Genomic DNA, 21,047 nt, shown 5'->3' with positions numbered 1-21,047 from the left:
GCCTGCACCTTAGCCGCGCCTCAGCGCTGGAGAAAGGCGTCGAGTGCAGCCTGGAATGCGGCGGGCTGGTCGAGCATCACGAAATGCGCCGCATCGCCGATATCGACAAAGGTTACGTGTGGCGCCATCGCGTAAGCCTTCCGATAGAGAGCGTCGGCATCGGACTTGGTCGGCCCCGCCGCGTTCCACGGATAGACCAGTGTGATCGGCGCGGCGATCGAGGCCATGTCGGGACGCAGGTCGGTCGTCAGGTCCTCGTACATCGCCTGCGCCGAGACGCGCGCATCCGCCTTTGCCGCCCACGCGGCAACCGTCGCGCGCGACGCAGGCTTCAGTGCCATGCGCGCGGCAAGCGCCGCGTTCGCCGCCGGGTTCGCCGGCTTCCCGTACGCCGCGGCCATTCCGGCGCGGATCGTTCTGGCCTGTGGTTCGAGCGCCGCCACGGTCGCGCCGGGCGCGAATATCTCGCCGATATACGGCAGCGAATCGACGATCATCAGTTTGCCGACGTCATCGGGATGCGCCTTGGCCAGCATAAGCGCGACCAGGCCGCCCATCGAATGCCCGACGATCGCCGGCCTGCCGCGTTTCGACTGGGCGATCAGCGTGTGCAGGTCGCCGACGATGCCATCGAGAATGCCCGGCGACAGGTTCGCGCGCGGATCGTCGGCGCCAAAGCCGTTGACCTGCACCACATACACTCGGTGCGACTTGGCGAGGGCAGGGACAACGCCTGCCCATACCGCGCGCGGCGACGACAGCCCCGGAACGAGGATCACCGGCGTACCCTTGCCGATGGTCTGCACCGAGATGTGCGGCATCTGCGTCTCGCCCGCATCGACCTTCGGCGCGGCGGCCGTCGCAGCCTGCGCGTGGCTCGCGGCGGGACTCAAGCCGATCATCAGCGTCACGGCGGTAGCGGCAAGGCGAGCTTTGAAGTGCGAAATCATGTCACGACTCCTTCGACGGGCTAGTGAAAATGTCTTCGATGCTGAGGTCGAAAAGTTCGGCGATCTTGAACGCGAGCGGCAGCGACGGATCATAGCGCCCCGTCTCGATCGCATTGACGCTCTGCCGCGAGACTCCGAGACGGTCGGCCAGATCGCCCTGGCTCCAGTCCCGCTCGGCACGCAGCACCTTGAGACGGTTCTTCATGAGCGACCGGCGATCCGGTCGCGCAGCCAGAGCCACGCCTGACCGATCAACAACCCTGCGCACCACAAGGGAAAGGCGAGGTGAACCGGCTTGTGCGGCACCGCGCCGGTATCTTCGAGGAAGCTCCACACCGTCATGACCGACAACATCATTGCAGTCGCGATCAGCATGGCGTGGATCAGTTTGGCCCGCACATACTCGTCCGGCTGCTCGACGATCGCCATACCCATCGCCCAGATGACGGCGATGATCGGCAGTGCAGGCAGGATCGCGAGCGCAATGAGAGCGGCACCGGTCGGTGCGTAGGCGGACTCGACCATGTTCGACCCCAGCAGAAAGACTGCGTAGCAGGTCATGCTGGGTATGAAGCGATTGAGATAACGGCGGTTGGCTTGTCGCATGGTCAGCACGGAGAGTCTCCCTGTTAAGGACAAGCGTGCTTTACATGCTATCGAAATGGCGTGTCAATGAAGCCTTACAAAAAGACATGCACGCGCGTCAGTACGACGCACGTGTCCCCTGCGCACGAACGCGTTCCAGGTGTGACCTTATCGTAACCTTTGGAAGCTTGCGGGCTCCCCAGGGATCGTTAGATGATGAATTCGACCGTCTTCATCTGCGTCTGATCCGCCGCCACGGCGCCGCGCTTAAGCACCATCTGGCGGTGCAGTTCGGCGACCGTGTCGCTCCCGCGGGTCTTGCACAGCGCCGGTACGAAGGCGTGGACCAGCGCACCGAGGCCGCCCTTGATCATCGTCATGCCGAAGCGCCCGGCGACGCCGAAATGCTCGACATAGCTCTCCCCGACGGTGGCAGGGTGGTCGAGGAACAAGCGGCGGAACATTGGCGGTCTCCTGCTTGCTCTGTATCAGGTAGCGGCCAAGGCGTCGACCATTCCCGCCGCCAGCACGCTCAGCGTGTCGTCGCGCGCGCCCATCACCACGATCCGGTCGCCCGGCCTTGCCTCCGCGACCAGCGCCGCGGCGGCCTCGGCACGGTCGGCGACATGCCGCGCGTCCCGACCACCCTCGACGATCTGCCCGACGATGTCCGCGCTGGTGACCTCCCGCGCGACCGTTCCGCCGTAATAGGCGGGGTCTGGCAGGACGAGCACGTCGTCTTCCGCCATCCGCTCGACGAACGTAGCGACCAGCTCGCGCCCCATGACCTTCAACGGCCCATAGCCATGCGGCTGGAAGAAAAGGAGCAGCCGCCCCGGAAACGCATGCAGCGTATCCAGCGTCGCCGCGATCTTGTCCGGGTTGTGCCCGAAATCGTCGATCACCGAGACGCCACCGGCCTCGCCAACGAGGTCGAAGCGACGGCGCAAGCCCGTGAACCCGGCAATCGCCTTAACCGCATCGGCCAACGATACGTCCGCCGCCATCGCCGCCCCGATCGCAGCCAGCGCATTTGACACGTTATGCCGCCCAGGCACGGCGAGCTTCACCGGCGTCCGAACGCCACGCGAGACGATGTCGAAGCGGATCGCGAACGGCTCCGGCTTAAGATTCTCGGCACGTAGATCCGCCGACGCATCAATCGCAAAGGTGGTGATCTGACCGCGCGGCAGCCGCGAGGCGAGTGCCGCCGCATCGGGATCGTTAGCGTTCACCACCGCCGTCTCGGCCTTCGCGATGAAGTCCCCGAACAGCACGCGCAGTTCCTCCAGCGACTTGTGGTCGAGACTGACGTTGTTGAGCACCGCGATCTTCGGCGCATAGCCCGCGATCGATCCGTCGCTCTCGTCGACCTCGCTGACGAACGCCTCTCCCTCGCCGACCAGCGCACTCGCGAACGGCGCGTCGGAGGTGGCGAAGTTCTTCATCACCGCCCCGTTCATGACCGTCGGATCGCGCCCGAGGGCGTGCAGGATCCAGCCGATCATCCCGGTGACGGTCGACTTGCCACTCGTCCCCGCCACCCCGATCGGCAATCGGCTGTCGTTGAACAGCGACGCCAGCATCGCCGCACGGGTCGAGCGGGTGCAGCCGAGCGCATCCGCCGCGATCATGTCCGGCACGGTCGCCTCGATCGCTGCGGAAGCGATGACGAGCTGGTCGGCCGAGACGATCCCGCTGCCGTCCTGCGGGAACAGCGCGACGCCCTTCGCCGCGAGGTCGTCGAACTTCGCCGGCACGCGGCCCTGGTCGAGGTTGCGGTCCGATCCCGCGACGGTCGCGCCGCGGCCCGCGAGGATCATCGCGAGCGGCATCATGCCGCTGCCGCCGATGCCGACGAAGAAACAGGGTTTGCTGATATCCATCGGCCCGCGATATGGGCGGTTTGGTAACGGGGCAAGGTCGGGAACACGAACAATGCGCATCGGTGTCCTCGCCGCGTCAAGCCGGACCAATCCCGCGGCGATCGCCAAGATCACCGCCTACGCGGCCACTGCGTTCCCGGAGGTCGAACTCGTCTTCCACCCGCAGTGCCTGGAGACCGACGGCCACTTCGCCGGTTCCGATTTCCGCAGGGCGGCGGCATTCCTCGAATATGCCAACGATCCCGCATTCGATGCCCTCTGGTTCCTGCGCGGAGGCTACGGCTCGAACCGCATCCTGGCGATGGTCATGCCCGAACTCGGCCGCGCCGCTCGGCACAAGACGTATCTCGGCTATTCCGACGTCGGCTTCCTGCTCGGCGCGCTCTACGCCCGGCGGATCGGGCGGCCGGTGCACGGCCCGATGGTCAGCGATATCAACCGCCACGACGGCGAGGCGACCGTCGCTCGCTCGCTCGGCTGGATGGTGCGCGGCGACCGGGCGGGGCTGGAGCCGGGACTGAACGGGCAGCCCTCCGCGGCGTTCAACCTGAGCATCCTCACCTCGCTGATCGGTACGCCGTGGCTGCCCGACCTGACCGACCACGTCCTGATCGTCGAGGAGGTGTCTGAGCCGATGTACGCGATCGACCGCATGCTCTTCAAAGTCGCCAACGCCACGCAGTTGAAGGGTATCGCGGGCCTGCGCCTCGGCGCCGTGACCGCGGTCCAGGAGAACGATCCACCCTGGGGCGAGACGCTCGACTACATGATGGTCCGCTGGTCGCGCGACATGGGCGTGCCGTATCTCGGCCGCGCGGAGGTCGGCCACACGCAGGCAAACCATGTCGTCCCGTTCGGGGTGGCGTGACGTTCGACGCCGGCTTGCCTATATAGGGTGTGCGACGGCATAAGCCGCGCCTCTTCCAACACCAGAAAGTCCTCCATGTCCGCCATGTTCCGAATCACGCTGCCCGACGGTTCCGTCCGCGAGGTTGCGCCCGGGACTACCCCCGCGGATGTCGCCGCCGCGATCGGGCCGGGCCTCGCCAAGGCCGCGCTTGCCGCGCGCATCGACGGTCAGGTGCGCGATCTCAACCGGCCGTTCGAGGGCGATACCGCACTCGCGCTGGTGACCGCGCGCGACGAGGCCGATGCGCTCGAACTCGTCCGTCACGATCTCGCACACGTCATGGCAGAGGCAGTCCAGCACCTGTTCCCCGGTACGCAGATCACGTTCGGTCCCGCCACCGACGATGGCTTCTATTACGACTTCGCGCCGAAGGACCGCCCGTTCACCGAGGAGGATCTACCCGCGATCGAAGCCGAGATGCGCGCGATCATCGCCCGGAACGAGCCGTTCCTGCGCGAGGTCTGGTCACGGCAGCAGCTGATCGATCGCTGGACGCAGCAGGGCGAGAGCTTCAAGGCCGAATGGGCCGCCGAACTCCCCGAGGGCGAGGAACTGACGATCTACCGCCAGGGCGAGTGGCTCGACATGTGCCGCGGCCCGCACATGGCCTCGACCGGCAAGCTCGACCCAGCCGCCTTCAAGCTCACGCGCGTGTCTGGCGCCTATTGGCGCGGCGACCAGAAGAACGCGATGCTGTCACGCATCTACGGCACCGGCTGGCTCAACAAGAAGCAGCTCGACCAGCATCTCTTCCGCCTCGAGGAAGCCGCGAAGCGCGATCATCGGAAGATCGGCGCGGAGATGGACCTGTTCCACCTCCAGTCCGAAGCGCAGGGCTCGGTGTTCTGGCATCCCAAGGGCTTCGTGCTCTGGCGGCAGATGGAGGCGTATATGCGCCGCCGTCTCGATGCCGCCGACTATGCCGAGGTGAAGACCCCGCAGCTGATGGACGCCAAGCAGTGGGAGCAGTCGGGCCACTGGGGTAAGTACCGCGAGAACATGTTCGTCGTGCCGGACGAGATCCCGAACGTCGAGGATGAGGGCGCAGTGTTGTCGGGCGAAGGCGACCTGATGGCGCTGAAACCGATGAACTGCCCGGCGCACGTGCTGATCTTCAAGCAGGGGATCAAGTCGTACCGCGATCTGCCGATCCGGATGGCCGAGTTCGGCTGCTGCCACCGCAACGAGCCGCACGGCGCGCTGCACGGCATCATGCGCGTCCGCCAGTTCACGCAGGACGACGCGCATATCTTCGTTCGCGAGGACCAGCTGGTCGAGGAAGTGCGCAAGTTCTGCGAGCTGCTCGACAGCGTCTACAAGGACCTCGGCTTCGACGATTACGCGGTGAAGCTCGCGCTGCGCCCCGAGAAGCGGTTCGGCGAAGACTCGATGTGGGACAAGGCCGAGGCGGAACTGCGCGAGGCGGTGATGCAGTCGGGCCTGAGCGACACGATCAAGGCGAACTTCGAGGAACTGCCGGGTGAGGGCGCCTTCTATGCTCCGAAGCTGGAATTCCACCTGACCGACGCGATCGGCCGGACGTGGCAGGTCGGCACGATCCAGTCGGACCGTGTGCTGCCCGAGCGACTCGATGCGTCCTATGTGGGCGCGGACGGCGAGCGGCATCGCCCGGTGATGCTGCACCGCGCGATCCTCGGCACGTTCGAGCGCTTCATCGGCATCCTGATCGAGCATCATGCCGGCCGCTTCCCGCTTTGGCTCGCGCCGGTGCAGGCGGTCGTCGCGACGATCGTGTCGGATGCCGACGATTATGCGCTGGAGGTTGCGGCGAAGCTGAAGGCGGCGGGCATCCGCGTCGAAACGGACCTGCGCAACGAGAAGATCAACTACAAAGTGCGCGAGCACAGCCTGGCGAAGGTGCCGAACCTGCTGGTCGTCGGCAAGCGTGAGGCCGAGGAGGGCAAGGTCGCACTCCGCACGCTCGGCAGCCAGGCCCAGACCATCCTGACGCTCGACGAGGCGATCGCGCGTCTTGCGGACGAGGCTCGCGCACCCGATATGTGATCCAACGGGGCCGGCTTTCCGAGCGCGGGTTTCTGCGCTATACGCCGGCCCAAATATTGTCAGAAACTTCAGGAGCAAACCCCATACGTCCTCCCACGATGCGCCGGCCGATGCAGACGCCCGCAATGAACGGCCCGCGATTCAACGAATTCATCCAGAGCCAGAAGGTCCGCGTGATCGATCACGAGGGCGAGAATCTGGGCGTGATGTACACGCGCGAAGCGATCGAGCAGGCAGCCGAGCATGGCCTCGACCTGGTCGAAGTGTCGCCTAACGCTGATCCGCCCGTCGCCAAGTTCCTCGATGTCGGCAAGTTCAAGTACGAGGCGCAGAAGAAGGCGAACCTCGCACGCAAGTCGCAGAAGACGCAGGAGATCAAGGAGATCAAGATGCGTCCGAACATCGACGACCATGACTACGACACGAAGATGAAGAAGGTGAACGACTTCATCGGCGAGGGCGACAAGGTCAAGATCACGCTGCGCTTCCGCGGTCGAGAACTCAGCCACGGTCAGCTTGGCATGAACCTGTTGAAGCGCGTCCAGGACGACGTCGCGGAGATCGCCAAGATCGAGGCGTACCCCCGTATGGAAGGCCGCCAGATGCTGATGGTGCTCGCACCGAAGTAACGGCGAGAAGGGCTTTGCCCTCAGCGATGTGAGCCTTGAGGCTGGTCGGTCCAATAGGACTGGCCAGCCTTTTTCACGTTTTGGGTTGCTCATGGCGCTCCAGCCAAATGGCGGCTCTCCGTCGGCCATCCTCCTGGTCGGAAAAGCGGCGGCCATGCCTGCCCCGTTATGAATAGCGGAACTAGCTCGTCTGGTGGGCAACCCTACATGCCCAGTTAGAGCAGGCGCGGACAACTGCGGCGGCCCTCCCTTGCCGCGTCAGTGCGCTCGCCCCTGGCGTTTGCCAAACGAGCGTGCCTCTTGTTCGGACGCTAAAACGCAGGGTGCCTCTTCGATAGAGAGGTGCGCTCGGCCCCACCGCTTTCCCAAACAGTTGCGATTTGAAACTAGGGTTTGGTCTATGTCGCTGTGTGGCGTTTTTGAGACACGATGTTCAAAAATCTCTTTCCGTATGCGGAAATTACTAGACGTAGGAACGGAGATATCTCTATCTAACGTCCAAACCATAAATTCGAAAAATTCGAATGTTCAGGGAGAGAATGCCGATGCGTATGACCGCATATCTGTTGTCCGCCGTTGCGACCGCGGCGATCGTCACGCCGGCATTCGCGCAGCAGGCGACCAGCACCGTCGAAGCGCAGGCTTCTCCATCGCAGGGTACCGCCAACGCGTCGGTCGCTGGCCAGACCAGCGCTGCGACCGATGCCGACACCACGCAGGCGGCTAGCGCGAGTGCCGCGGCGGATGATGGTCGTAACGCCAGCGACATCGTTATCACCGCAACGCGTCGCTCCGAGCGTCTGTCGAACGTGCCCATCGCGGTTTCCGCAGTCGGTCAGGAAGCGTTGCAGAATTCGGGCGGCAGCGACATCCGCTCGCTCAACCAGCTTGCTCCGTCGTTGCTCATCTCGTCGACGGGTAACGAATCCAACGCCTCTGCCCGTATTCGCGGAATCGGTACGGTCGGTGACAATCCCGGCCTCGAAAGCTCGGTCGCGGTGTTCATCGACGGCGTCTATCGTAGCCGTACCGGTGTCGGCCTCAACGAGCTGGGCGAGATCGACCGCGTCGAAGTGCTTCGCGGACCGCAGGGTACTTTGTTTGGTCGCAATGCGTCCGCCGGCCTGATCAACATCATCACGCGCTCACCCGAGTTCGACTGGCACGGCAACGCCGAGGCGACCTATGGCAATTACGATCAGAAGCGCCTCGCCGGCGGCATCACCGGTCCGCTGATCGCCGACAAACTCGCCTTCCGCGTCGACGGCGTTTATGTGAACCGCGACGGTTTCTACAAGAATGTCACGGCGGCCAATGGCAGTGAGAGCCGCGTCAACGATCGCGATCGTTACTTCGTCCGCGGTCAGTTGCTGTTCAAGCCGACCGATACCTTGAGCTTCCGTCTGATCGGCGATTATTCGCACCGCAAGGAAAGCTGCTGCGGCGCGGTGTATTACAACCAGGTCGAGACGACCGATCCAACGCCGAACGCGGCGGGCGTTGCGCCGTTCTTCGGAACCGTCAACACCGATGGCGCAGTGGTCAACAACGCCACGAACCGCATCGTCAACATCCTGCGTCGTCAGGGTGCCGTGTTCCCGCTGGCCGGCAACACGCCCGATCCGTTCAGCCGCGACGTCGCGATCACGCCGGGCCAGACCTTCCGGAATACGACCAAGGATTACGGCGGCTCGTTGCAGGCCGACTGGGATCTCGGCGGCGCGACGTTGACGTCGATCACATCGTACCGCCAGTACAAGTCGGGCAACGCGGGCGATGTCGACTACACCAACGTCGACCTCACGCACCGCGCGGGCGACGGCAACGCGTACCGCCAGTTCAAGACCTTCACGCAGGAAGCGCGCCTCCAGGGTTCGCTGTTCAACGACAAGCTCGACTGGCTGGTCGGCGGCTTCTACTCGAACGAAAAGCTGAAGCTGGTCGATAACGTCGTTTTCGGCGCCCAATATGGGCAGTTCGCAGCCTGCCGTCTCGTCGCGACGGTCAGCCCCGTTGCTGCGCTTCAGAACCAGAATGCACCTGGCTGCCTGAGTGCAGCGGGTCGTGCTACACTCAACGGCGCATTCGGCCCGCAGGCGGGACTGCTGATCACGTCGGCGCTCGATCGCCTGACCGGTGGGGTCGGTCTCGGTGGCGGGGTCAACAACGTCGGCGATTCCGGCTCGATCTACCGGCAGAAGAGCGAGAACTACGCGTTCTTCACACACAACATCCTGCACCTGACCGATACGCTGTCGCTGACCGGCGGTCTTCGCTACACGCATGAAACGAAGAAGTTCAACGCGAAGTTCAACAACAACAACACTGTCTGCCCGATCCAGCAGGCGGCACTCGCGCCGCTGACACAGTCGCAGAGCGGCGCCACGGCGTTTGCGCAGGGTATCGTCACGTTGACGTGCACGGGTAACTCCAGCCCCGCACTCAACGCCCTGAACTTGAACGACAGCTTCGGCGACGGCGAATTCACCGGCACGGCGGTCCTGTCGTGGAAGCCGTTCACCAAGTTGCTGACCTATGCGTCCTACGCCAAGGGCTACAAGGCGGGTGGCTACAATCTCGATCGATCGGATCTTGGCGGTGTAAACGGTGTGCTGACACCACGCACCAACGCCGACGCGCCCGGCCTGCGTTTCAACGCCGAGAAGGTGAACAATTACGAGATCGGTGCGAAGTTCAACACGCGTGGGTTCACCTTCAACGTCGCCGCATTCCGTGAAGAGTTCACCGACTTCCAGCTCAACACCTTCAACGGCTCGATCTTCGTCGTTCAGAACATCGAGGCGTGTAAGGACAATCTCAACGGGCTCGACAGGGACAACGGCTTCAACCCCGTTACTGGTGCGCAGACCGGCACATGCCCGACGAACCGCTCGAAGAAGCCGGGCGTGATCTCGCAGGGCGTCGAGCTGGAGGCGACGATGTCGCCGATCAAGCAGGTCACGTTCACCGCAGGCTACACCTATGCGGATACGCATTTCCGCAAGAACCTGATCGGCAGCTCGACCACCGGCGAGGCACTCGACCGGGCACTCTTCCTGCTGCCGGGTAGCCAGTTGTCGAACGCTCCCAAGAACGTCGTCACCACGTCGTTCGCGTGGACTCCGGATATCGGTGCTAACGGCATGTCGGGCCTGTTCTATGTCGATAGCCGCCTGTCATCCGACTATAATACGGGATCGGATTTGGCCCCGGAGAAGAAGCAGGACGGCTTTGCGGTGGTCAACGCCCGCGTAGGTTTGCGCGGCAAGGACCAGGTCTGGGCGCTCGAATTCTGGGCGCAGAACGTGTTCAACAAGAACTACATCCAGGTGGCGTTCAACACGCCGTTCCAGGGTGCGGGGTCTTCGGCCAACGTTGCAGCCTATGGCGGCACCGGCAACGCGCTCTACTCGGCGTTCCTCGCCGAGCCACGCACCTACGGCCTGACGCTGCGCTCGCGCTTCTGATCGGGTGATTGTGTGAAGAGCCGGTTCGCAGTTCGCTGCGGGCCGGCTTTTCCGTGGCAAGAGGCATAGCTCTCGCACTCCTTCGTTCTCCCGCGAACGCGGGAGTCCAGGATACCACGCGCTGCGTTCCTTTACCCTGGGCTCCTGCTTTCGCGGGAGAACGCATTGGCGCTTACGCCGCCAAATCGATCTCTTCGCCCGCTGCGGCTGCCAGTAGCCTTCGCTCCAGCGTCCTCAACCGCGCGGGCTGCGTGATCCGGTCGCCCGTCAGGTCGGTGATGTAGAACGTATCCACCGCGCGCTCGCCGTACGTCGCGACATGCGCGGAGTGGATCGTCACCTTCGACTGGAACAGCGCGTTGGCGAGCTGATTGAGCAGCGCCGGCCGATCGCGCGCATTGACCTCGACCACCGTGAACCGGTTCGATGCCTTGTTGTCGACCAGCGCATTCGGGACGATGTCGAACGCCTCCGCCCGCGTGCGGGGCAGGGGCTTCGCCACCAGCCGATCGGCGAGCTTGCCGCGGTTGGCGAGTGCATCCTCGATCGCGGTCTTCAGCCGTGAAAGCTGGCCGGACTCGTCGAACGGCCGTCCGAACGGGTCTTGGACAAGGAAATTATCGATCGCCATGCCGTCACGCGTCGTGTGGATGCGCGCATCGATGATGTTGCCGCCAGCGACATGGATCGCGCCGGCGATGCGGTAGAACAGCCCCGGGTGATCGGCCGCGTAGATCGTTACCAAAGTCGCGCCGCGGCCCGGATAGACATGGGCGTCGATCGCGAGTTGCGCATCGCCCGTGGTCGCAAGGAAACGGGCATTGTGCGCCAGCACATCCTCGGGTTCGGCGATCCAATAGGCCTCTGGGAGCCGGTGCACGAGCGTCGCGAAGGTTTCCTCGCTCCAGCCAAGTTCGTCGCGAAGATGTGCCTGCTTGGCCGCGATCCGCTCGGCACGACCCTTTTGTTTGTGACCGAGCCGCAGGACCTCCTCCGCGGACTCATACAGGTCGCCGAGCAACTGGCGCTTCCAGCCGTTCCACACCCCGGGCCCGACCGCGCGGATATCGACGATCGTCAGCGTCAGCAGCAGGCGGAGACGTTCCGGGCTTTGCACCACGTCGCAGAAATCGAGGATCGTCTTGAAATCGCTCAGGTCGCGCTTGAACGCGGTCGCCGACATCAGCAGGTGCCAGCGCACCAGCCAGGCGACGGTCTCCGTCTCGGCGGGCGTGAGCCCGAAGCGTGGACAGAGACGCTGCGCTACCTCCGCGCCCAAGATCGAATGGTCGCCGCCGCGCCCCTTGGCGATGTCGTGTAGCAGCACCGCGACATATAGCGCCCGACGCGACACGATCTGTTCGAAGATCGCGCTCGCTAGCGGATGATCCTCCTTGAGCACGCCGCTCTCGATCCGCGCGAGCAGGCCGATCGCACGGATGGTGTGCTCGTCGACGGTATAGTGATGATACATGTCGAACTGCATCTGCGCGACGACGCGCGCGAAATCAGGCACGAAACGGCCGAACACGCCCGCCTCGTTCATCCAGCGCAGCACCAGTTCGGGATCGCGCGGCGAGGTCAGCACATCAAGGAACAGCGCATTGGCGGTCGGACTGGTGCGCACGTCGTCGACCAGCTTGGCGTCCCGCGCAGCGGCGCGCATCGCCAGCGGGTGGATCTCGACGCCGTGTTTGTCGGCGAGCTGGAAGATCTCGATCAGCCGTTCGGGATCGGCCTGGAAAAAGTCATCACTGGGTAGCGCCAACCGTCCGCGATCAAGCACGAAGCCATTGAGCTTCCGCGGCGAACGGCGGATCGTTGGCAATCCGAAACGCCGCCCCCGCGCCGCGAACTTCTCGTCGAGATGCGCGAGGAACACGCCGCTGAGCGTGCCGACGGTCTTGGCCTGCAGGAAGTAGAACTGCATGAACCGCTCGACCTTCGACTTGCCGGGTCGGTCGGAGAACCGCATCCGGTCCGCGATCTCGCGTTGCAGGTCGAAGGTCAGCCTATCCTCGGCGCGGCCAGTGATGCTGTGCAGGTGGCAGCGCACCGCCTGGAAGAAATTGTCGGCGCGGTGGAACAGCCGATATTCGGCCTTGGTGAACAGCCCGACCTCGACCAGTTCGGCGGCGCGCTGGACGTCGTAGATGTATTTGCCGATCCAAAACAATGCGTGAAGATCGCGCAGGCCGCCCTTGCCCTCCTTGACGTTGGGTTCGACGACATAGCGCGTGTCGCCCATCTTCCGGTGGCGCGCGTCACGCTCGGCGAGCTTGTCGGCGATGAAGGTGCGCGCGGTGTCGGCCTGGACTTCGGTCTTGAAGCGGTGCGACGCCTGTTCGTACAGCTCGGTATCGCCGCAGACATAGCGAGCTTCGAGCAGTGCGGTGCGGACGGTGACGTCTGATTTCGCTTGGCGGACCATCTCGTCGAGCGAGCGGCTGGACTGGCCCAGCTTCAGCCCGAGATCCCACAACGCGTACAGCATCGATTCGATCACGCGCTCGGCCCACGGCGTCTGCTTGCCCGGTGTGAGAAAGCCGATATCGACATCCGAATGCGGTGCCATTTCCGCGCGGCCATAGCCACCTACCGCGATCAGCGTGAGGCGCTCGCCGATCGTCGGGTTGGGCAGCGGGTACAGTCGCTGCGTGGTGAAATCGAACAGGATGCGGAGCAGCGCATCGATCAGGTACGCCTGCGCCCCCGACGCTTCGAGCCCGCGGGATGGATGTTCGACGAGGCGGCGTTCGACCTCGACCCGGCCTTTATCAAGCGCGGCCTTCAGAAGCGTGGTCGCTTCGCGGCGTAGCGCGGTGGGGTCGACTCCCTCCAGCGCGGCGATGGTTTCGGCGACGGCGCGGCGATCAATGATCGCGCGACGGTTGGGGAGGTGATCGAAGCGGCCGGACATAGCGCCCAGATAGGGGCGCCGCGCGCGTGCGTCATCAGGATTGCGCAAACGCCCGCCGAAACGTAACCGGACGCGCGAGTGGAGGACGAAAATGAGCGAACCATTGCGCGTAGCCCTTGCGGGGCTGGGAACCGTCGGCGGCGGTGTGATCCGATTGCTGGATGCGAACCGCGAGTTGATTGCCAAGCGGGCCGGCCGGCAGATTGAGATCGTCGCGGTTTCCGCGCGAGATCGCGGCAAGGATCGCGGCGTCGACCTGTCGCGGTTCGCGTGGGTCGACGATACGACCGCACTGGCGAAACAGCCGGGTGCGGATGTCGTGGTCGAGCTGATCGGCGGATCGGACGGCCCCGCGTTGACCTTGGCGCGCAGCACGCTGGCGGCTGGGCGTAACTTCGTCACCGCGAACAAGGCGATGATCGCGCATCACGGGCTCGAACTTGCGCAAGCGGCAGAGGGCGCCGGGGTCGCGTTGAAGTTCGAGGCAGCGGTCGCGGGCGGCATTCCGGTCATCAAGGGGCTGCGGGAAGGCGCTGCGGCTAACGAGATCGCTCGCGTGTATGGGATCCTCAACGGCACCTGCAATTTCATCCTGTCGAAAATGGAATCGGAAGGCCGCGACTTTGCCGAGGTGCTGGCCGAGGCCCAGGCCCTCGGGTTCGCCGAATCCGATCCAAGCTTCGACATCGACGGCGTCGACGCGGCGCACAAGCTGTCGATCCTCGCGGCGGTCGCGTTCGGGACTCAGCCGGCGTTCGACGACGTTGCGGTCAGCGGCATCCGGCATCTGCTGGGCGCGGACATCGCCGAAGCGGCAGCCTTGGGCTACCGCGTCCGGCTGCTCGGGCTGGCGGAGGCGGGGGCGGACGGGCTGTTCCAGCGCGTCCATCCGCATCTCGTACCGATCGATCACCCGCTCGCGCACGTTACCGGATCGCTGAACGCGGTGGTCGCAGAGGGCAATTTCGTCGGCCGCTTGCTGTTCCAGGGGGCCGGCGCGGGCGATGGCCCGACTGCGAGCGCAGTAGTGGCCGACCTCATCGACATCGCGCGTGGCGAGTTCGGTCCGCCGTTCGCAATGCCGGTGGTCTCGCTCACGGCTGCACCTAAGGCGGACAGCGGCGAGAGACGCGGCCGCGCGTATCTCCGCTTTACCGTGGCGGACCGGGTCGGCGTGCTGGCCGAGATCGCGGCGGCGATGCGCGACGCGGGAGTCTCGATCGAGAGCTTGATCCAGCGCGGCGCGATCGCCGATGGCAGCGTGCTGGTGGCGATCGTGACTCACGAGAGCCCTGAACGCTCGATCGCGCAGGCGTTGGAAAAACTGCGTGGGTCGCAGAGCCTCGTAGGGCAGCCGATGTGGATGCATATCCTAGATTAATAGTACTTATCCCCCCCTCCCGTTTAGGGAGGGGGGGACATCTCTCTATCGGCAGTCCGTCGTACCGATTGCGACTTCGCCCGCGTTCTCGACCAGCGAACAGCGATCTACGGCGGCGCGACGATCGGCGTAGCGGCAGGGAGGCCCATGGCAGGGCGAAACGGGGCTATGCAGCCTTCCGCCTAATTCACGGTGCCGACGGGACCGTCGAGATCAATCGGCACGCGGCTGCGCTTGTCGGGTTTCTTGGCGAGGGCGCTTTTGATCAACCCTACTGCGGCCTTCGCGATTGGGGCGATCGGCGGGCCGAAGCCCACCTGGCATCCCCCCTGTCGGGCCGCACACGGCGTATCTGAGAGATCGAGCGCGCGGACGGCACTGAGGTTGGGGTTGGAGGCAACCGCGTGATCGGACGGGCCGCGATCGTCGCGCATCGGCAGGCGTGGGGTCGTCGTCGCGGATTTACCGCAAACGATGATCTCGTTGCCGTCCTGCGTCTGTGTCGCGCACGGATCGACGAGGATCGAGAAGTGCTCCGGCAAGGGCGGTGCCGCCGGGGCGGCGGTGTGGGCCGACACCTGAAGCAGCGTGGATAAGATTATTGCAAACATGATCAGGTCCTTACGGCGCAGGCTTGCGGAACGACGTGCCGTCTCCGCCGCCGACCGTCATGGTGACGCCCGCCATCCCGCCACCGACCTGGAATGGACCGAGATCGGCGAGCGGAGAGGTGCGATGTAGTAGACGAGTACGTTCGTCGCGGACACTCTCGTGCTTGGGGTCGCCAGCGTCATGAACCAAGAACGGCACGCGATACCGGTCGGCGGTGCGCATCCCGCAGACCGTGATATCGGTCTCGTCGGCGCTCTGAATACAGGGTTGCTCGGCGGCCATCCGCGCCTTCGCAGTCACCATCAGCGGGTCTTCGATCACCATCGACAGCAGCATCGCGAGCATCGGCGCCTCCCGGACAGGCTCGCAGACTGGCCGCGATCGCCGGTAAGGGCAAGCGTCATTGCTCGATCTTGGCGACCCCGAGCCGAGGGATGTCGATCGCCGGACACCGGTCCATCACGACTTGCAGCCCGGCAGCTTCCGCACGCGCCGCAGCCTCCTGGTTGACGACGCCAAGCTGCATCCACACCGCCTTCGCCCCCGCCGCGATCGCCTGATCGACCGCTTCACCGGCGGCGGTCGAGTTGCGGAATATATCGACGATGTCGATCGGATCGCCGAGTTGCGACAGGTCGCGAAAGACGAACTCGCCGTGGATGTGCTCACCGGTGATCTGCGGATTGACCGGGATCACGCGGTACCCATGCGCCTGAAGCTTTGCCATCACGCCGTAGGAGGGGCGGTCGGGACGGTCGGAGGCGCCGATCATCGCGATCGTGCGGGCGCCTTCGAGTAGGGTCTTAATGTCGGCATCGGCGGTCAACGGCATCGATGCTCTCCTGTCGGGGAAACCTGGTCCGCTCGTACCGCAACTCAACACGTCGGGTACGACCGGTAATCAGACAACGTAGATCAGGCCCGTGGGTTTCACAGTTTCCCGAGCCATGCGACGACCTGAGCCGCAATCGGCATGAATACCGTATCGTCGGGGTTCGAGGCGGGCGGGGTGCCCGCATCGGAGGCGGTACGGATCGAGATCGTCAGCGGGACGCGGCCGAGGAACGGGATGCCGAGTTCGCGTGCCGCCGCCTCCGCGCCGCCGTTGCCGAACGGGTCCGACGCCTCGCCGCAATGCGGGCAGATATAGCCGGCCATGTTCTCGACCAGTCCGATGATCGGGATGCCGGCCTTTTCGAACAGGTCGATCGCGCGGCGTGCGTCGATCAGCGCGAGATCCTGTGGGGTTGAGACGATCACCGCACCCGCGGGGCGGTATTTTTGGACCATCGTCAGCTGGACGTCGCCGGTGCCGGGGGGGAGATCGAGCACAAGCGTATCGGTCACGCCCCAGTCCGCCTCGACCAGCTGGCCGAGCGCCCCCGCTGCCATCGGCCCGCGCCAGGCGATCGCCTTGCCGGGCTCGACGAGCTGGCCCATCGATAATAGCGGCACACCATACGGGGTGGGGACGGGGTCGAGCACCTTGTCCTTGGCGGTCGGGCGGGTGCCCTCGACGTTCATCAGGCGGGGCTGCGACGGGCCGTAGATATCGGCGTCGACCAGCCCGACGCGGCGACCGGCACGCGACATCGCGATGGCCAAGTTGGCGGCGAGCGTCGATTTGCCGACGCCGCCCTTGCCACTGGCGACCGCGATCAGCCTCCGCGTGGACCGTTCGGCCGTTACGGCGATCCGCACTTCCGAGACACCGGGCTGGGTCGCGGCCATCCGCACGGTCGCCTCCAGCGCATCACGTGCTTGCGGGTCGAGCCCGGTTGCATCGATGATGATGCCCGCTCGGGTCCCTTCGAGCCGGACGGTCGCCCGCTTGCCCGCTACTGCAGCAACCGCCGCCTTTACGCCTTCGATGTCGATCATCCGCGCCAGATAGGACCGCTAAGGCCGCTTGGCACTGTTTTTCCGCCAGCGCACACCTATAAAGGTTGGTATGACGATCTTCTCGCGCTGGTTCCAGCGCCCCGATATCCTCGCCACCGAAACACCGAAAGGCCCCTGGGGCGGCTCGGGCGACGACGGTAATTCCGGCCCGCGCAACCCTTGGGCGCAACCGCCTGGTGGTCGCAAGCCAGCCGCCAAGCCGACAGCGCTCGATGAGTTCCTGCGTAAAGCGCGCGGATCGGGCGGCGGCGGTGGTGGCACGGGTGGCTTCGGCGGCTTGCCATCGGGCGCAAACGCCCGCGCGCTCTGGGCGATCGGCGTAGCGATCATTGCGGTCGTCTGGATCCTGTTCACCTCTGTCCATCAGATCGGCCCGCAGCAACGCGGCGTCGTCACCTATTTCGGCAAATACGCCGGCACGCTCGATCCCGGCATTCGCCTGACGATGCCCGCGCCGATCGCCGACGTGGCGGTGGTCGACGTGCAGAAGATCCGCACCGATAACTTCCCCGTCGGTGACGGCGAGAACCTGACGCTGACCGGCGACCAGAACATCATCGACTTAGCGTATTCGGTCCGTTGGGACATTTCGGATCCACGCGATTACGTGTTCCAGCTCGCCGAGCCGAACGACACTGTTCGTGCCGCTGCCGAGAGCGCGATGCGCGCGGTAGTTGCGACGACGACGCTAGACCAGGCGATCGGTACGGGGCGCACGGTGATCGAGCAGCGCGTCGCCGAACTTACGCAGCAGATCCTCAACGACTACAAGTCGGGCGTGCGTATTCAGGGCGTTGCGATCAAGCAGGCTGCCGCGCCGGCTCGGATCGTCGAGGACTTCAACGCGGTCACCGCCTCGCAGCAAGAGGCGATCGCCAACCTCAACCAGTCGCGCTCGTACGCACAACAGGTTGTGGCACGCGCGCAAGGTGAGGCCGCGTCGTTTGACAAGGTCTACGAGCAGTACAAGCTCGCGCCGGAAGTGACGCGTCGCCGCATGTATTACGAGACGATGGAGGCAGTGCTCGCCAAGAGCGACAAGACGATCGTCGAGACGCCGGGCGGGGTGGTGCCGTATCTGCCGCTGTCGAACGCCAAGCGCCTGCCGAATCCCGAGGTCGTCACGCCAGCGCCCGCCGCTGCCGCCGCGGCACCTCAAGCTCAGCCTGGAGCTGCCCAGTGAACGCCGTGAGCTTCCGCAACCCGATCGTCGCCGGGATCATCGCCCTGTTGCTGGTGATCCTCGCCGCATCGACCTTCGCGATCGTCCCCGAGACCAAGCAGGCGGTGATCCTGCGCTTCGGCCAGCCGATCCGCACGGTAAACGCGTGGCAGCCGAACACGCCGTTCGGCCAGACCGGCGCGGGGCTGATCGCGCGTATCCCGTTCGTCGATCGGATCGTCTGGATCGATAAGCGCGTGCAGGATCTGGAACTCGACAACACGCTGGTGCTGTCGACCGACCAGCTCCGCCTCGAGGTCGATGCGTATGCGCGCTACCGGATCGTCGATCCGCGGAAGATGCGTAATGCGGTCGGTAGCGAGGACCGGATCCCCGATCAGCTTCGTCCGATCTTAGGCTCGGCGCTGCGTAACGAGCTCGGCAAGCGGCGCTTCGTCGAACTGCTCAGCCCCGAGCGGTCCGAACTGATGGACAACATCCAGAAGGGTCTTCAGCGCGTCGCCAGCCAGTACGGCGTTGAGATCGTCGACGTCCGCATAAAGCAGGCGAACCTCCCCGTCGGCCTGCCGCTCGAAAGCGCGCTCAAGCGCATGTCGAGCGCGCGCCAGCAGGAGGCGATCACGATCCGTGCCGAGGGCCAGAAGCAGGCGCAGATCGTCCGCGCCCAGGCCGATGCGGATTCGGCGAAGATCTATGCCGAGAGCTTCGGCAAGGACGCCGATTTCTACGACTTCTACCGCGCGATGCAGTCGTATCGCCACACGTTCGGCGCGGACGGCGGTCCGGCACCCGAAGGATCGACCTCGATCATTCTTTCGCCGAACAACAGCTATTTGCGGGAATTCGAGGGCCGCGGGCGTTGAGCCTGCGGAACCTTTGAACGCCCGTTCATATTCAAGCATCATTCAGAACGGTGTCCCTACGGGATACCTGTTTCGATTGATGAAACGAGAGGACAACATCTAGTGCGTTACGCCTACGCCATTACCAGTGCTCTTCTCCTCGGCGGCGCGACCGCGACGCTCGCGCTCCAGCCAAGCGGCGCGCAGGTCGCGCAGAACGAACCCGGTGCGATCCAGGCGGTCTCGCCGAAACCCGGCGCGCCGATGAGCTTCGCCGACATGGTCGCGCGTCTTCAGCCTGCGGTAGTCAACATCTCGACCAAGCAGACGATCGTCCAGAAGCAGCAGGCCAATCCGTTCGCGGGCACGCCGTTCGGCGACCTGTTCGGCGGCATGGGCGGCGGCGGCCAGGGTGGCGCGCCGGTAAAGCGCGAAGGCGCTTCGCTCGGCTCGGGCTTCCTGATCTCGCCAGACGGGTATGTGGTCACCAACAACCACGTGATCTCGCCGGGAGCGCAGGGCGCCACGGTCGATTCGATCACCGTGACGCTCAGCGACAAGAAGGAATATGTCGCCAAGGTCATCGGCAAGGATCAGGAATCCGATCTCGCGCTGCTGAAGATCGATGCGGCAAACCTGCCGTTCGTGAAGTTCGGCGATTCGAACGGCGCGCGTGTCGGCGATTGGGTCGTCGCGATCGGCGAGCCGTTCGGTCTCGGCGGCACCGTCACCGCGGGCATCGTCTCGGCAATCAACCGCGTCACCGGTCAGGGCGGCGCGTATGACCGCTTCATCCAGACCGACGCCTCGATCAACCAGGGCAACTCGGGCGGCCCGATGTTCGATCTCAACGGCAACGTGATCGGCGTGAATTCGCAGATCTTTAGCCAGTCGGGTGGTAACATTGGCATTGGCTTCGCTATCCCGGCTGCCGTCGCCAAGCCGATCATCGCAACCTTCATGAAGGGCGGCACGATCGAGCGCGGCTATATCGGCGTCCAGCTGCAGCCGGGTGGCACGATCAACGAGGATACCGCCGCGGCGCTCGGCATCCCCAAGAACCAGGGCGAGCTGATCAACGATGTGACCGCAGGCGGCCCGGCGGCCAAGGCCGGCGTCCGCGCAGGCGACGTCGTGACCAAGGTCAACGGCCAGCCGGTGACGGTCGACCAGTCGCTGTCCTACCTCGTCTCCAACGTGAAGCCTGGTCAGACTGCACGTCTCGACATCCTGCGCAACGGCAAGCCGACTTCGGCAAACGTGGTCGTGGTTCCCCGTCCAAGCGCGGACAAGCTGGCGGCTGTGGTCGGCGGCGATGCGCAAGGCTTCGGCACCGACGACGGTGACGACGGCGATGACTCGGCAACGCCCGCCGCACCGGTGGCCGGCGCAGCGCTTGGCATCGGCGTCCAGCCGCTGACCCCGGCGATCGCGCAGGCGGTCGGCGTCGAGGCGAGCACACAGGGCGTCGTTATCGCCGTGGTCGCGCAGACCAGCGATGCGTTCGGCAAGCTCAAGCGCGGCGACGTCATCATCTCGGTCAACGGTACGCCTGTCCGCACTGCGGTCGACGTCCAGAATGCGGTCAACGTCGCCAAGGCCGCCGGTCGCCCGCAGGTCCTGTTGCAGGTCAAGCGTGGACGTACCCCGGCACAGTTCCTGCCGGTCAAGATCAAGTAATCCCCGATCGACCCGACTGATCCAAAAGGACCGTCACTCACCGGAGTGGCGGTCCTTTTTCTTTGTGGCGCGCGG

18 protein-coding genes are annotated in these 21,047 nt (G+C 64.8%); 8 read left to right on the top strand and 10 right to left on the bottom strand.

Going from position 1 to position 21,047, the window contains the following annotated elements; translation table 11 throughout:
* Window positions 1–20 precede the first annotated feature (20 nt).
* The 5 genes from IFR23_RS04040 to IFR23_RS04020 all read right to left on the bottom strand — a co-directional run bounded on the left by IFR23_RS04040 (window position 21) and on the right by IFR23_RS04020 (window position 3,421).
* Window positions 21–950, bottom strand: coding sequence for an alpha/beta fold hydrolase (locus tag IFR23_RS04040; protein ID WP_192974806.1), 930 nt, complete (start codon window positions 948–950; stop codon window positions 21–23).
* A gap of 1 nt (window position 951) precedes the next feature.
* Window positions 952–1,155 (bottom strand): helix-turn-helix transcriptional regulator, encoded by a 204-nt coding sequence (locus IFR23_RS04035; RefSeq protein ID WP_107962748.1) that lies wholly within the window; start codon window positions 1,153–1,155, stop codon window positions 952–954.
* On the bottom strand, window positions 1,152–1,511 hold the full coding sequence (locus IFR23_RS04030; protein WP_192974805.1) for a hypothetical protein: 360 nt from the start codon (window positions 1,509–1,511) through the stop codon (window positions 1,152–1,154). The genes IFR23_RS04035 and IFR23_RS04030 overlap by 4 nt, the downstream gene beginning before the upstream one ends.
* A 233-nt stretch (window positions 1,512–1,744) precedes the next feature.
* Window positions 1,745–1,999 carry a DUF6356 family protein gene (locus tag IFR23_RS04025; RefSeq protein WP_107962750.1) on the bottom strand — a complete coding sequence of 85 codons (255 nt, stop codon included), beginning with the start codon at window positions 1,997–1,999 and terminating at the stop codon, window positions 1,745–1,747.
* Between the two features lie 24 nt (window positions 2,000–2,023).
* The gene (locus tag IFR23_RS04020) at window positions 2,024–3,421 is read right to left on the bottom strand and encodes a UDP-N-acetylmuramate--L-alanine ligase (protein WP_192974804.1); all 1,398 of its coding nucleotides are present in this window, start codon (window positions 3,419–3,421) and stop codon (window positions 2,024–2,026) included.
* Window positions 3,422–3,473: 52 nt separating this feature from the next.
* Between IFR23_RS04020 and IFR23_RS04015 the strand changes: the two genes are divergently transcribed.
* The 4 genes from IFR23_RS04015 to IFR23_RS04000 all read left to right on the top strand — a co-directional run bounded on the left by IFR23_RS04015 (window position 3,474) and on the right by IFR23_RS04000 (window position 10,452).
* Window positions 3,474–4,289: an LD-carboxypeptidase gene (locus tag IFR23_RS04015; protein WP_192974803.1), complete on the top strand. Its 816-nt coding sequence runs from the start codon at window positions 3,474–3,476 to the stop codon at window positions 4,287–4,289.
* Window positions 4,290–4,364: 75 nt separating this feature from the next.
* Window positions 4,365–6,356: a threonine--tRNA ligase gene (gene thrS / locus IFR23_RS04010; protein WP_192239012.1), complete on the top strand. Its 1,992-nt coding sequence runs from the start codon at window positions 4,365–4,367 to the stop codon at window positions 6,354–6,356.
* A 98-nt stretch (window positions 6,357–6,454) separates the two neighbouring features.
* A complete protein-coding gene (gene infC, locus IFR23_RS04005) occupies window positions 6,455–6,985 on the top strand; it encodes a translation initiation factor IF-3 (RefSeq protein WP_031396176.1) in 531 nt (176 codons plus the stop codon).
* A 545-nt stretch (window positions 6,986–7,530) separates the two neighbouring features.
* Complete coding sequence (locus tag IFR23_RS04000; RefSeq protein WP_192974802.1) at window positions 7,531–10,452, top strand: TonB-dependent receptor; 2,922 nt, start codon at window positions 7,531–7,533, stop codon at window positions 10,450–10,452.
* A 172-nt stretch (window positions 10,453–10,624) separates the two neighbouring features.
* On the opposite strand, the gene IFR23_RS03995 is transcribed toward IFR23_RS04000, so the two are convergent.
* Window positions 10,625–13,372: a [protein-PII] uridylyltransferase gene (locus tag IFR23_RS03995; RefSeq protein ID WP_192974801.1), complete on the bottom strand. Its 2,748-nt coding sequence runs from the start codon at window positions 13,370–13,372 to the stop codon at window positions 10,625–10,627.
* A gap of 91 nt (window positions 13,373–13,463) precedes the next feature.
* Between IFR23_RS03995 and IFR23_RS03990 the strand changes: the two genes are divergently transcribed.
* Window positions 13,464–14,753, top strand: a complete 1,290-nt coding sequence (locus IFR23_RS03990) for a homoserine dehydrogenase (protein ID WP_192974800.1) — start codon at window positions 13,464–13,466, stop codon at window positions 14,751–14,753.
* A 182-nt stretch (window positions 14,754–14,935) separates the two neighbouring features.
* Here IFR23_RS03990 and IFR23_RS03985 read toward each other — a convergent pair whose 3' ends face one another.
* From IFR23_RS03985 to IFR23_RS03970, 4 genes are all read right to left on the bottom strand, one after another.
* Window positions 14,936–15,364: a hypothetical protein gene (locus tag IFR23_RS03985; RefSeq protein ID WP_192974799.1), complete on the bottom strand. Its 429-nt coding sequence runs from the start codon at window positions 15,362–15,364 to the stop codon at window positions 14,936–14,938.
* Between the two features lie 10 nt (window positions 15,365–15,374).
* A complete protein-coding gene (locus IFR23_RS03980; RefSeq protein ID WP_192974798.1) occupies window positions 15,375–15,710 on the bottom strand; it encodes a hypothetical protein in 336 nt (111 codons plus the stop codon).
* 55 nt (window positions 15,711–15,765) lie between these two features.
* Window positions 15,766–16,197, bottom strand: coding sequence for a CoA-binding protein (locus tag IFR23_RS03975; protein WP_192974797.1), 432 nt, complete (start codon window positions 16,195–16,197; stop codon window positions 15,766–15,768).
* A gap of 98 nt (window positions 16,198–16,295) precedes the next feature.
* Entirely contained in the window at window positions 16,296–17,246 is a 951-nt protein-coding gene (locus tag IFR23_RS03970) for an Mrp/NBP35 family ATP-binding protein (protein WP_192974796.1), read from the bottom strand.
* 70 nt (window positions 17,247–17,316) lie between these two features.
* Here IFR23_RS03970 and hflK point away from each other — a divergent pair, with 70 nt between their 5' ends.
* The 3 genes from hflK to IFR23_RS03955 all read left to right on the top strand — a co-directional run bounded on the left by hflK (window position 17,317) and on the right by IFR23_RS03955 (window position 20,972).
* Complete coding sequence (gene hflK, locus IFR23_RS03965) at window positions 17,317–18,450, top strand: protease modulator HflK (RefSeq protein WP_192974795.1); 1,134 nt, start codon at window positions 17,317–17,319, stop codon at window positions 18,448–18,450.
* Window positions 18,447–19,313, top strand: coding sequence for a protease modulator HflC (gene hflC / locus IFR23_RS03960; protein ID WP_235518904.1), 867 nt, complete (start codon window positions 18,447–18,449; stop codon window positions 19,311–19,313). Before hflK ends, hflC begins: the two co-directional genes overlap by 4 nt.
* Window positions 19,314–19,415: 102 nt before the next feature.
* Window positions 19,416–20,972: a Do family serine endopeptidase gene (locus IFR23_RS03955; RefSeq protein ID WP_192974794.1), complete on the top strand. Its 1,557-nt coding sequence runs from the start codon at window positions 19,416–19,418 to the stop codon at window positions 20,970–20,972.
* Window positions 20,973–21,047 lie beyond the last annotated feature (75 nt).

Origin of the sequence: Sphingomonas sp. CFBP 13603 (assembly GCF_014892665.1) — a bacterium.
Classification (GTDB): Bacteria; Pseudomonadota; Alphaproteobacteria; order Sphingomonadales; family Sphingomonadaceae; genus Sphingomonas.
Note: the sequence above shows the minus strand (reverse complement) of the source record. Positions and strands in the feature narration are given on the sequence as shown.

Bases quoted from the DNA above. Each gene is read 5' to 3' on its own strand.
- IFR23_RS04040 (WP_192974806.1), bottom strand. From the start codon at position 950: ATGATTTCGCACTTCAAAGCTCGCCTTGCCGCTACCGCCGTGACGCTG.
- IFR23_RS04035 (WP_107962748.1), bottom strand. From the start codon at position 1,155: ATGAAGAACCGTCTCAAGGTGCTGCGTGCCGAGCGGGACTGGAGCCAG.
- IFR23_RS04030 (WP_192974805.1), bottom strand. From the start codon at position 1,511: ATGACCTGCTACGCAGTCTTTCTGCTGGGGTCGAACATGGTCGAGTCC.
- IFR23_RS04025 (WP_107962750.1), bottom strand. From the start codon at position 1,999: ATGTTCCGCCGCTTGTTCCTCGACCACCCTGCCACCGTCGGGGAGAGC.
- IFR23_RS04020 (WP_192974804.1), bottom strand. From the start codon at position 3,421: ATGGATATCAGCAAACCCTGTTTCTTCGTCGGCATCGGCGGCAGCGGC.
- IFR23_RS04015 (WP_192974803.1), top strand. From the start codon at position 3,474: ATGCGCATCGGTGTCCTCGCCGCGTCAAGCCGGACCAATCCCGCGGCG.
- thrS (WP_192239012.1), top strand. From the start codon at position 4,365: ATGTCCGCCATGTTCCGAATCACGCTGCCCGACGGTTCCGTCCGCGAG.
- infC (WP_031396176.1), top strand. From the start codon at position 6,455: ATGCGCCGGCCGATGCAGACGCCCGCAATGAACGGCCCGCGATTCAAC.
- IFR23_RS04000 (WP_192974802.1), top strand. From the start codon at position 7,531: ATGCGTATGACCGCATATCTGTTGTCCGCCGTTGCGACCGCGGCGATC.
- IFR23_RS03995 (WP_192974801.1), bottom strand. From the start codon at position 13,372: ATGTCCGGCCGCTTCGATCACCTCCCCAACCGTCGCGCGATCATTGAT.
- IFR23_RS03990 (WP_192974800.1), top strand. From the start codon at position 13,464: ATGAGCGAACCATTGCGCGTAGCCCTTGCGGGGCTGGGAACCGTCGGC.
- IFR23_RS03985 (WP_192974799.1), bottom strand. From the start codon at position 15,364: ATGTTTGCAATAATCTTATCCACGCTGCTTCAGGTGTCGGCCCACACC.
- IFR23_RS03980 (WP_192974798.1), bottom strand. From the start codon at position 15,710: ATGCTCGCGATGCTGCTGTCGATGGTGATCGAAGACCCGCTGATGGTG.
- IFR23_RS03975 (WP_192974797.1), bottom strand. From the start codon at position 16,197: ATGCCGTTGACCGCCGATGCCGACATTAAGACCCTACTCGAAGGCGCC.
- IFR23_RS03970 (WP_192974796.1), bottom strand. From the start codon at position 17,246: ATGATCGACATCGAAGGCGTAAAGGCGGCGGTTGCTGCAGTAGCGGGC.
- hflK (WP_192974795.1), top strand. From the start codon at position 17,317: ATGACGATCTTCTCGCGCTGGTTCCAGCGCCCCGATATCCTCGCCACC.